Origin of the sequence: Flavobacterium sp. DSR2-3-3 (genome assembly GCF_049896585.1) — a bacterium.
In the GTDB taxonomy this organism is placed as follows: domain Bacteria; phylum Bacteroidota; class Bacteroidia; order Flavobacteriales; family Flavobacteriaceae; genus Flavobacterium.
In genome coordinates this window covers 51,613-64,035 of sequence record NZ_JAFCUP010000011.1, presented here as the reverse complement: position 1 = coordinate 64,035, position 12,423 = coordinate 51,613, and the positions used below count along the sequence as shown (strand labels likewise).

Annotated in this window: 8 protein-coding genes; all 8 read left to right on the top strand. The window is 36.1% G+C overall.

Annotated elements, in window-relative coordinates; all coding sequences use genetic code 11:
- The first annotated feature begins 10 nt into the window (after positions 1–10).
- Positions 11–1,108, top strand: a complete 1,098-nt coding sequence (locus ACP7AQ_RS13720; RefSeq protein ID WP_426095864.1) for a hypothetical protein — start codon at positions 11–13, stop codon at positions 1,106–1,108.
- Between the two features lie 7 nt (positions 1,109–1,115).
- Positions 1,116–2,072: a hypothetical protein gene (locus ACP7AQ_RS13715; protein ID WP_426092831.1), complete on the top strand. Its 957-nt coding sequence runs from the start codon at positions 1,116–1,118 to the stop codon at positions 2,070–2,072.
- A 79-nt stretch (positions 2,073–2,151) separates the two neighbouring features.
- Positions 2,152–3,240, top strand: a complete 1,089-nt coding sequence (locus ACP7AQ_RS13710; RefSeq protein WP_426095863.1) for a glycoside hydrolase family 16 protein — start codon at positions 2,152–2,154, stop codon at positions 3,238–3,240.
- Positions 3,241–3,763: 523 nt separating this feature from the next.
- Positions 3,764–5,200, top strand: coding sequence for a glycoside hydrolase family 30 protein (locus ACP7AQ_RS13705; RefSeq protein WP_426095862.1), 1,437 nt, complete (start codon positions 3,764–3,766; stop codon positions 5,198–5,200).
- Positions 5,201–5,227: 27 nt separating this feature from the next.
- Positions 5,228–6,685, top strand: a complete 1,458-nt coding sequence (locus ACP7AQ_RS13700) for a glycoside hydrolase family 30 protein (RefSeq protein WP_426095861.1) — start codon at positions 5,228–5,230, stop codon at positions 6,683–6,685.
- Positions 6,686–6,701: 16 nt separating this feature from the next.
- The gene (locus ACP7AQ_RS13695; RefSeq protein WP_426095860.1) at positions 6,702–8,450 is read left to right on the top strand and encodes a cellulase family glycosylhydrolase; all 1,749 of its coding nucleotides are present in this window, start codon (positions 6,702–6,704) and stop codon (positions 8,448–8,450) included.
- Positions 8,451–8,518: 68 nt separating this feature from the next.
- Positions 8,519–10,762 carry a glycoside hydrolase family 3 N-terminal domain-containing protein gene (locus ACP7AQ_RS13690; protein ID WP_426095859.1) on the top strand — a complete coding sequence of 748 codons (2,244 nt, stop codon included), beginning with the start codon at positions 8,519–8,521 and terminating at the stop codon, positions 10,760–10,762.
- A 741-nt stretch (positions 10,763–11,503) separates the two neighbouring features.
- Entirely contained in the window at positions 11,504–12,259 is a 756-nt protein-coding gene (locus ACP7AQ_RS13685; protein WP_426095858.1) for an NUDIX hydrolase, read from the top strand.
- Positions 12,260–12,423 lie beyond the last annotated feature (164 nt).

The following is a 12,423-nucleotide window of genomic DNA, read 5'->3' as shown; positions in this document are numbered from 1 at the left end:
AGACAAAATTATGAAAAAGATAAAATTAATTTTCGGCTTTATACTAATGCTGGTTGTAGCTGTAAGTTGTAGCGTTGAGGGAATTAACAATGATACGGCTCTTTTAGGCACAGAATCATCTGCTAATCTTAATAAAATATTTGATATCAGTACTGATAACTCAGGAAAAGTAATAATCACACCTACCGCAGATGGTGCTGTTTCGTTCAAAGTAGATTATGGTCAAGGAACGGTATCGCCAGTGACGGTAGTTCCTGGAGCTAGTGCAACCCATATTTATCCGGAAGGGAAGTATACGGTAAAAATTAGTGCCAAATCAATTTCTGGAGCCACAACTGAGCAAACATTTCCATTAGATGTTGTCTATAGAGCACCTGAAAACGTAACTGTTACTTTAAATAAAAGCATTCACAATTTAAAAGTAAAAGCCAAAGCAGATTATGCAAAATCATACTTAGTTTATTTTGGGGATGTTATTAATGAAGTTGGAACGCCATTATCTAATGACGGAGAAGTTTCTCATGATTATGCAGTTGCCGGAACTTATGGTGTAAAAGTTGTTGCGTTAAGCGGTGGTGCCGCCAAAACAGAAAAAACGACATCAACAATTATATACAATGCGTATGGGTTACCAATCACCTATGAATTAGCGACTCAAAATTATGGAGTGGGTGGAACTTTTGGAGGGATTTCAACAGCCGTACTAGCCAATCCTTTTCCAATAGGGTTAAACACTAGCGCCAAGGTTTGGAAATATACTAAGTCTTCAGGGGCAGAAACTTGGAGCGGAACTTATTCTCCATTGGATACTCCAATAGATTTTGCAACGGGAAAGAAAATCAAATTATTGCTGTATGCAACCGAAGTTGGCAAAAGTCTAAATGTAGAATTAGAATGGGCCGTAGGTGGAACGCCTGCAAATGGTGTTGCTGTTTTAAAAGTAGCGAATACTGTAGCCAATTCTTGGGAAGAATTAGTCTTTGATTTCAGTACAATTGCGGCAATTCCGGCTAATGCCAAATTTACTCAACTTGTATTTAGATACGATGATTCAGCGAAAGGATCAGGAGAAGTAATTTATATAGACAATATTAGATTAACTAATTAAAAAAAATATGAAAACAAATATCAAATACATTTTAGGGCTTTTCATAATAGCACTAACATTTAGTAGCTGCAACGAAGAAGAATATACTTTGGGCGATTTATCGGCACCTGCAAATGTTGTAATCAATACTGAGGTTGTCGGCGTAGATGCAGCGCATCCAAATGGTGATGGTTCAGGAAACGTAAAAATTTCTGTAACTGGAGACAATGCTCTTTCGTATAAAATTGATTATGATGCCAGTACTCCAATGGATTTAGTTTATTTACCAACGGGTAAGACTACTAAAAAATATACGTCTGTTGGGATAAATACGTATAGAATCACAGTTATTGCTTATGGTAAAGGAGGAACTTCGACTAATCTTACTAAAGATATAACGGTAAGAAGTGATTTTACTGCTAATCCAGAGATTGTTACTGCTTTAACGAATAATGCTTCAAAAACATGGGTAGTAGATAAAAGTGTAGCAGGACATATTGGTGTTGGTCCTTGGAACGTTGCTTCTATCAGACCAGAATGGTGGGCCGGTGGTGTTAATGAAAAAGTAGCTTCAGCAAATTGTTTTTACACTGCTACTTTTACTTTTGCCAAAGTTGCCGTTTCTGGAACGTTCTCACTGAAAGTTTCTACTCCGGACGGTGCGTTCACAAAAACAGGTTCATTGACAACACTTCCGGGTATTCCCGGTTCAGGAGATGAAGGATGTTATAGTTATGGTGGTGGAACTTCTGTTTTTAGTTTCATCCCAGCATCATCGGGAGCGCCAATAGTACCAACTAATAAAGATAATTCTACTTCTACTCAAACCAGTATTTTATTGTCTGGCGTAAGTACTTTCATAGGATATGGTGCAGTTCAAAAGGAATATGAAATTTTGGTTGTAACACCAACCTATTTGTTTCTTCGTGTACAAGGAACCGAAACTGGAAATGCTTGGTATCTAAAATTAAAACCGGCCCTTTAGTAAATAATAAAATGTAAGCTCAGGTCTGTAAAAAGTTTGAGCTTTATTGTATGGATTAATCGTAAAAACTTTTTAAAGGATGGGAAATACTATGGCACTTCAATTTTCAAAAAATAAGAATTGTTTGTTTTTATTGGCTTTAACTAATTTTTTCCTATTGTTTTCCTGCAGTGGAAGCAACAATTCGGAAGACGGAACCGTGACTGCGCCTTCAAATCTCATGGTGTCAGCAACAGTAGCTGGTGCATCAGCACAAAATCCAAACGGCGATGGTAGCGGAACAGTTAATTTCAACATAAGTGCAACTAACGCCTCTTCCTATAAAATTTTACTTGGTAACGGAGAAACCAAAGAATTAACAAACGGAAGTTTTACTTATAACTATACAACAGCCGGTACAAATACTTATGTTATATATGTGTCAGCCTATAATTCAGGGCAATTTGTTTCTTCGACTGTTTCAGTAACGGTTTTCGTAGGTTCTGTTTTGGTGTGGTCAGATGAGTTTAATACCAATGGGTCACCCGATAGTTCAAAATGGGGTTATGATTTAGGCGCAGGTGGTTGGGGGAATAATGAATCCCAATATTACACTAACCGACCCGAAAACATAATTGTTCAAGATGGTTTGTTAAAAATTAAAACGCTTAAAGAAAGTTTCAGTGGAAGCAATTATACTTCGGCTCGAATCCTTACAAAAGATAAATTTTCGTTCAAATACGGAAGAGTAGAAATTAGAGCAAAACTGGCTTTGGGTGCGGGAACTTGGTCTGCTTTATGGATGTTGGGAAGTAATATAAGTACTGCGGGTTGGCCGGCTTGTGGAGAAATTGACATGATGGAACACGTTGGCAACGATCTGAATAGGATTCATGGAACCTTACATTCTCCCGGACGTTCGGGAAATTCACCCGATTCAGGAAAGGTTCTAATTTCAAATGCTGCCACTGAATTTCACGTTTATTCTGCAGAATGGTCAGCAACATCAATCAAGTTTTACGTTGATAGTCAACTGTTTTATACATTTGTAAATTCGGCTAGTTTTCCTTTTAATCAAAATTTTTTCTTAATCATAAATTGTGCAATGGGAGGAAATTTTGGCGGAGCAATAGATCCTAATTTTGTGGCTTCCACTTTTGAGGTAGATTACATTAGGGTTTATAATTAATTATATTTTTGTTTAGTTAGGACTTCATTAAGAGCTTCTGCTTGTAAGTTGGACAGAAGCTCAAGTGAAGTTTTATACGCAATATCAACTATAAATTCAGCAAAACTGTATAAATAAATCAGGTATAAAAATAAGTGTCTCGGTGGTTTGTTTGCATAAGAAATTTGAATTATTCAGACGAAAATTAAAAAACTCAACGCCAAAAAATCACCCTTTTATTTTGATGGCGTTATAACCAAATAGTCTACAGTAGAAAGAATAATAATGCTTAAAAAACAAATGGATGAATGCCGCGATGCTACATAAGTACAACTTTTCGGGTTCTGTGGAAAAGTCACGAGTTTTAAGCACAGCGAATCCGTAAATAAATCGATAGATTTTTTTTCTTTCGAAGAATATTAATTTAAATGTCGACAAAAATGCGGTTTTATGAGATGCAAAAGATTCGGAATATTTATCAGATCATTTACTGGTTTATGTCGAAATAAACTTTAAATAAATTATGAACACTATAAAAAATTGTATGAAATTTTTAGCTGTATTAACCTTAACGTTGCTTATGTCAAAATGTTCTCCATCAGGAGAGCCTGTTGATCCAGCGCCAACTCCAACTCCGCCAGTGGCAGTAACAAATCAAATGGATTTTTGGTTGACCAAAGGAAATCAAAGTGTGGCACTTCAAAAGCAAACCTCAATTTTAGCATTTGGCACAGCTTATAATAATTATGCAAATATTGAAGTCGACGATACTAAAACGTTTCAAACAATCGATGGTTTTGGATATACTTTAACGGGAGGCAGCGCACAGGTTATTAATCAATTAAACGCGCAAAAGAGACAAGAATTGTTGAAAGAATTGTTTGGGAATAATGATAATTCAATTGCAATTAGCTATTTGAGAGTTAGTATTGGCGCCTCAGATTTAAATGCCGCGCCATTTACCTATGATGATTTGCCAAGCGGACAAACGGATGTAAATTTGGATAAATTTAGTTTGGCACCAGATAAAACGGATTTAATTCCAATGCTAAAAGAAATCGTAGCAATAAATCCAAATATTAAAATCATGGCAGCTCCATGGTCGCCACCAGTGTGGATGAAAGATAATAATGGATTTGTAGGCGGAAGCTTAAAACCGGAATTTTACGCCGTTTATGCAAGATATTTTGTGAAATATATTCAAACAATGAAAGCCGAAGGAATTACCATTGATGCCGTTACGCCACAAAACGAACCGTTGCATCCAGGCAATAATCCTAGTATGTTGATGATTGCGTTGCATCAGGCTGATTTTATAAAAAATCATTTAGGTCCCGCTTTCAAGACTGCAAATTTGTCCACTAAAATTGTAGCATATGACCATAATTGCAACAAACCGGAATATCCTATTGCGGTACTGAATGATCCGGGAGCGAATCGTTATATTGACGGCTCAGCATTTCATTTGTATGAAGGAGATATAAGTGCTTTATCTGCAGTTCATGATGCTTTCCCTGATAAAAACATCTATTTTACGGAGCAATACACGTCTTCGACAGGCAGTTTTGAAGGGGATTTAAAATGGCATGTAAAAAATGTAATTATTGGTTCCATGCGAAATTGGAGTAAAACAGCCTTGGAATGGAACTTAGCAAATAATGCTTCTTTTGGACCAAATACTCCCGGTGGTTGCACTACTTGTAAAGGCGCATTGACGATCAACAGCAGTGATAGTTTTACAAGAAATGTAGCCTATTATATTATTGCTCATGCTTCTAAATTTGTCCCTGCTGGTTCAGTGCGAATTTTGAGTAACTTTAGTGGAAATTTGAATAATGTGGCATTTAAAACCCCTGATGGGAAAAAAGTTTTAATCGTTGAGAATGATGGAAGCACTTCTGAAATTTTTAATATTAAATACAATGGAAATTGGATTACTACTTCACTGGAAGCAGGTTCAGTAGCAACGTATATCTGGTAAAATAGCAATCGCATAACAATGAATATCATGAAAAAAATAACCGCAGTAGTACTTTTAGCAACGTCTTTTTTAGCTTTTTCGCAGCAAAAGAACCAAGCTAAACTTAAATATTTTTCTACCAAAGACAAAACAATTACCGTTTACACTACAGCAGAAAATACAGATTTACGATTAACAAAAACTGATAAATTGAGTTTTGGTACTTCAAAACAACCTTTGGAAACAGAGATTTCTGTTTTTGTTGAGCCAACAAAAATGTTTCAAAAATTTATGGGAATTGGCGGAGCAATCACCGATGCCAGCGCTGAGGTTTTTGCAAAATTAAGTAAAGAGAAACAACAAGAATTTTTAAACGCTTACTATGATAAAGAAAAAGGAATTGGGTATTCCTTATTAAGAACCACCATTCACAGTTCTGATTTCTCGAGCGGAAGTTATACCTATATCAAGGACGGAGACAAGGATTTAAAAACGTTCAATATTGATCATGACAGACAATATCGCATTCCAATGCTGAAAGAAGCCATAAAAACGGCTGGCGGAAAATTATTGCTTTATGTTTCGCCATGGAGTCCCCCCGCTTTTATGAAAAGCAATGGTAGCATGCTAAAAGGAGGAACCTTACTTCCGGAATATTACCAATCTTGGGCAAATTATTACACAAAATTTATCAAAGCGTATGAGAAGGAAGGAATGCCAATTTGGGGATTGACCGTTCAAAACGAACCAATGGCAACACAAACTTGGGAATCCTGCGTGTATTCTGCGGAAGCTGAAAGAGATTTTTTGAAAAATTTTCTGGGACCAACAATGAAAAAAGAAGGTTTAGGAGATAAAAAAATAGTGGTTTGGGATCACAACCGTGATTTGATGAATCAGAGAGCCAATGTTATTTTCTCTGACCCGGAAGCTTCAAAATATGCATGGGGAATGGGATTTCATTGGTATGAAACTTGGGCAGGAGGAGCCCCAATGTTTGATAATGTTCGAAAAGTATACGAAGCCTATCCCTCGAAAAATTTACTATTTACCGAAGGTTGCGTCGAAAGATTTGATGCTAAGAAATACCAATTATGGGCAAACGGAGAACGATACGGCACTTCTATGATAAACGATTTTAATAATGGAACTGTGGGTTGGACGGATTGGAACATTCTTTTGGACCAAAATGGCGGACCCAATCACGTAGGGAATTTTTGTTTTGCACCTATTCATGCCGATACAAATTCAGGAGAATTGATCTATACGCCGTCGTATTATTACATTGGGCATTTCTCAAAATTTATTCGACCAGATGCTAAAAGAATCAGCACAGCAGTAAGCCGAAGCAGTTTGATAAGTACGTCATTCCTTAATACAGATGGAAAAATGATTACAGTGGTAATGAATCAAAGCGATAAAAAAGTCACATATAATTTAATTATCGCTACCGAGAAAACGGTTGTTGAAATTCCGGCTCACGGGATTCAAACATTAGTGTATTAATTTTAAAACCAACTTTATGAAAAAAATAGTTTTAATAGCCTTTATTTCTTTTTCAGTTGCCTCGTTTGGACAAGGTTTTTTGCATAGAAAAGGACAAGAAATTGTCGATGGGAATGGCCAAAAAGTGATCTTGCGAGGTTTGGGATTGGGTGGATGGATGGTTCAGGAAGGATATATGCTTCAAACCGGTTCGTTTGCTGGTCCTCAACATGTGATAAAGCAAAAAATAACGAATTTAATTGGTGCCAAAAATACGGAAGAATTTTATAATGCTTACAAAGCAAATGGAATAACGAAGAATGACATCGATTCATTGGCGGCTTGGGGATTTAATTCCGTTCGCTTGCCGATGCATTATAATTTATATACGTTGCCTCTTGAACAAGAAGCGGTTTCAGGTCAAAATACTTGGCTGGAGGAGGGTTTTAAAATGACCGATGATTTATTAAAATGGTGTGCTGCCAATAAAATTTATTTGATTTTAGATTTGCATGCAGCTCCCGGCGGTCAGGGAAAAGATGCCAATATTTCAGATCATGACCCCGAAAAACCATCACTTTGGGAAAGTACAGCAAATCAGGATAAAATGGTGGCACTTTGGGAAAAGTTAGCGGTGCGTTACAAAAGCAATTCTTGGATTGGAGCTTATGATATTATCAACGAGCCCAATTGGAATTTTACGGGAACGAATCAAAATGGTTGTGATGAAATGTCGAATGCGCCTTTAAAAGCGTTACAAGTTAGAGTTACAAATGCGATTCGAGCTATTGATACAAATCATTTAATTTTCATTGAAGGAAATTGCTGGGGAAATAATTACAATGGTATGTTTCCGCTTTGGGATGAAAATATGGCGCTGAGTTTTCACAAATATTGGAATCAAAATGACACCGTGTCGATACAAAAAATGTTGGACTACAGAACCCAATACAATGTGCCAATTTGGTTGGGAGAAAGTGGTGAAAACTCAAATGTTTGGTTCAAGGAAGCCATCTCTTTAATGGAGTCTAATAACATTGGTTGGGCTTTTTGGCCAATGAAAAAAATTGAAAGCTTAGCTGGAGTTACGTCAGTAACAAAAACTCAGGAATACGATCAATTGCTGGAATATTGGCAAAACGGAGGAAAAAAGCCAACAGTGGATTTTGCTAAAAACGCCTTACTGCAAATTGCTGAAAACTTCAAAATGAATAAACTGACCATTAGGCATGATGTGATTGATGCAATGTTCAGACAAGTTCAAACAACTGAAACAAAGAATTATAAAAATCATTCGTTGCCGGGGATAATATTCGCAACAGAATATGATTTAGGACAAAACGGTTACGCGTATTTGGATAAAGATGTAGCTAATTATGATGGTACTAAATTTACCAAATGGAACAAAGGCGGAATGATGCGAAATGATGGGGTTGATATTCAATCTTGTAGCGATGCAATGACAAATGGATTTCATGTTGCGTTTATTGAAGATGGCGAATGGCTGCAATACACCGTTGAGGTGAACGCCAAAACTACCTTTGATGTTGCTATTCGGTATGCAAGTGATGTCGCTGGTGGAAAACTTTATTTGGAAGATGAAAATGGTAGAATTTCTGAAACAATAACAATTCCATCTTCAGGTGAAATAAATAATTGGAAAACCGTAACATTAAAAAATGTTGTTTTAAAACAAGGAATGAATAAAGTCAAAGTGCATTTTGAAAAAGGAAATTTCAATTTGAACTTTTTAGAATTCAAAATTCCAGTCGAGTTAAAAAAATGAAAGGTTATTTCTTATTCTTTGGATTATGAGATAAATGAATTTGATTATAAAAATAATAGTATTTAGAAATGAAAAAAATAGGAACTATAACTCTTTTATTGACCTGCTTTATTGCGTTGTCACAACAAAAAACAATTGACCAAAAAGTTAATGCGTTGCTGAAGCAAATGACACTTGAAGAGAAAATTGGGCAACTCAATCAATATACGGGAAATAATCAGGCGACAGGACCCATAACGATAAATCCAAATAAGGAAACCGAAATCAAAAAAGGTTTAATAGGCTCGATGTTGAATGTTATTGGTACGAAATATACCCGCCAATATCAGGAATTAGCAATGCAGTCGAGATTGAAAATTCCTTTGTTGTTTGGTCAGGATGTTATTCATGGGTATAAAACTACTTTTCCAATTCCTTTGGCGGAAGCCGCAAGTTGGGATTTGGCCGCGATGGAACTTTCGGCAAGAATTGCCGCTGTCGAAGCATCGGCAAGTGGAATTCATTGGACATTTGCGCCTATGGTTGATATTGCTCGTGATCCGCGTTGGGGACGCGTAATGGAAGGAGCGGGAGAAGACACCTATTTAGGTTCGAAAATTGCTTATGCCAGAGTGAAAGGTTTTCAAGAAAAATTAGGTAATGTCAATTCGGTAATGGCTTGCGTGAAACATTTTGCGGCTTATGGCGCTGCAATTGGCGGGAGAGATTATAACTCAGTTGATATGAGCGAAAGAATGCTTTGGGAAACGTATTTGCCGCCTTTCAAATCTGCTTTGGATGCGGGTGCGGCCACTTTTATGAATTCATTTAATGACCTTAACGGAATTCCTGCAACCGGAAATAAATATTTACAACGCGACATTCTAAAAGAGAAATGGAACTTTCAGGGTTTTGTAGTTTCTGATTGGGGTTCGATCGGGGAAATGGTCAATCACGGATACTCAAAAGATATTAAAGAAGCTGCATTACAAGCCATAACAGCAGGAAGTGATATGGATATGGAAAGCAATGCTTATCGCTACCATTTAGCGGAATTGGTTCAAGAAAATAAAGTGCCAATTGCCTTGATTGATGACGCTGTAAAAAGAATTTTACGCAAGAAATTCGAATTAGGACTTTTTGACAATCCCTATAAATACTCCAATCTTGAAAGAGAAGAAGCCGCAATGAATAATCCGGAGCACAGAAAAGCAGCAAGAATTATTGCAGCAAAAAGTATCGTATTGTTAAAAAACGCTATCCCGTCGGGGAGGGAGAAGAATATTTTACCCCTTTCCAAAGACACGAAAACAATTGCTTTTATTGGCCCTTTGGTAAAAGAACACAAACAAAATATGGGTTTTTGGGCGGTAGAATTACCAGAGTTGGATTATAATACACAAGTTGTTTCACAATGGGAAGGACTGCAAAATAAGGTAGGCAGCTCCAGTAAATTGCTTTACGCCAAAGGGTGTGAGATCGATGGGGATAACAAAGATGGTTTTGCAGAAGCAATAGCCATTGCCAATCAAGCGGATATCGTAATTTTGAGTATTGGTGAAAGAGCGGATATGAGTGGTGAAGCTAAAAGTCGTAGTAATATTCATTTTCCAGGCGTTCAGGAAGAATTGGTAAAAGCAATACAAGCGACTGGGAAGCCGGTTGTGGTTTTAATTAACGCAGGAAGACCGCTCGTTTTTAATTGGACGGCTGATAATGTTCCCGCAATCCTTTATACTTGGTGGTTGGGTAGCGAAGCAGGAAATGCTATCGCGGATGTTTTGTTTGGCGATTACAATCCATCGGGAAAATTGCCAATGACTTTTCCAAGAGCAGAAGGACAAATTCCTATTTATTACAATCATTTTAATACAGGAAGACCCGCTCCAAATGACACCGCTTTTAATTATGTTTCGGCCTATACGGATTTAAATAACAGCCCTAAATTTCCTTTTGGCTATGGATTAAGTTATACTACTTTTGTATATTCAGATTTAAAACTATCTAAAAATAAGATAAAAATTACGGAAAAAATCACAGTTTCATTACATGTAAAAAATTCAGGAAATGTGGCTGGAGAAGAGGTGGTACAGCTATATCTAAGAGACAAAGTAGGATCTGTGGTTCGGCCAATTATTGAGTTGAAAGATTTTCAAAAGATACAACTTAGTCCGGGTGAAACTAAAGTGTTGGAATTTATCATAGACAAGGAAAAATTATCTTTTTACAATGCAGCTTTACAGTGGATTACTGAACCAGGAGATTTTGATTTAATGATTGGCTCATCTTCGAAAGATATTCGTTTGAAAAACACTTTTGAATTAGAAAAATAAAAAACCTCAATCGACAGTTTACCTATAAGTCCTGTCGATTGAGTTTTAAATACTTTTACAACAACATTTTATAATAATTTTAATTTTGGCTTATAGCCGTCAAAAGACCATCAAGAACTGCGTCTGCAAATTTCCCTCCTGATAAAAAAAAGAATTTATTACTTGGCCCATAGGCTAATATAGCTCGAAAAGAGTAATTTGCTTTTTTCTCCTCGTCCGTTTTGGTATTTTTATGGCACTTATAAAACGTTGAACTCCATTAATAAAACCATTGGCAATTTCTTATCTCAAAACTAGAACTTCACAAAAATATTGCCAGTTTCTTCCTCCAATTAGGGCGTACTTCATACCTAATCTGAATACGTAACTAGTTGAACATCATGCGCTTTAAATTCAATTCCGAAAGGTTTATCCATTTTTTATGCCGTAACAGTATTCTAGGAAGCGGCAACTGGTAATGTTGTTGAAAAACAATACTAAATTACTTAATAATTCATGCGTGGGTATACGAATGTGATTCCAGTCCTCTTCCAATAATTAATTAAATGATTTTTTTAGCTGTAATTCACTATTAATATGTTTTTTAATCGAATGGATTTGTTTCTTTGTCCAATATTTTTATCTTAAGGTAAAAATAATGAATGATGCGTTTTTAAAATCAAATGTTCCTTAACTTTCTTAAGAAAAATGAATTAAATCGTGAGACTAAAAATTATATTTTAATGACTAGAAAATAAGCAGATGTTAAAAAATATTTTAGATAATAAGGAATTATACCAACCAGGTTTGTCGATAGATTGTGTGATCTTTGGATTTCATGACAATCAGCTCAAAGTGTTGTTAATAAAAACAAAGTACAGTGACAAATGGGCTTTACCCGGGGGTTTTGTGCCATTAAATGAAGATATTGATCAGGCTGCAGTAACTGTTTTAAATTGTAGAACTGGATTGAAAGGAATTTTTCTGAGGCAGTTTTCGACATTTGGCGCAGCCAGACGGACCAATATTGTTACCAGTAATTCAGTACTGGAATTTTACGGAATACCTTTAGACGAAGGGAAATGGTATGCTAGCCGTTTTGTAACGGTTGGTTATTATGCCTTAGTCGATTTTTTGCAAACAATTCCGCAGCCTTTAGATAACAACGAAATTGTAGAGTGGATTGATCATAATGCGGTGCCAGAATTGATTCTAGATCACAGACAAATTCTGGATACAGCATTGAAAACCCTTCGTATGGAATTAAATTTAATGCCGGTAGGATATAATTTATTACCCGAAAAATTTACGATTCCGGAATTACAAAAATTATACGAAACCATCTTAGGTAGAAAACTCGACCGTAGAAATTTTCTACGTAAGATAACGGCAATCGGGATTTTAACAAAGCTGGACGAGAAGAAAAGTAATGTAGCCCACAAAGCCCCAAATTTATACAGTTTCGATAAAGAAAAATATGAAGAAGTCGTTAAAAACGGGTTGACGCAGGGTTGGTAATTTAAAAAAAAAAATAAAAAAACTCCATTATTTCTAATGGAGTTTTTTGTCTATCGCTATTTTTTTCTTGTTGAGGTTATCTAATCTTTTTGTACAACCCGCAACTTTTGAACTTAGTCCTATTTTAGGACGGGACATATTAGACATAAAAAAACTCCATTATT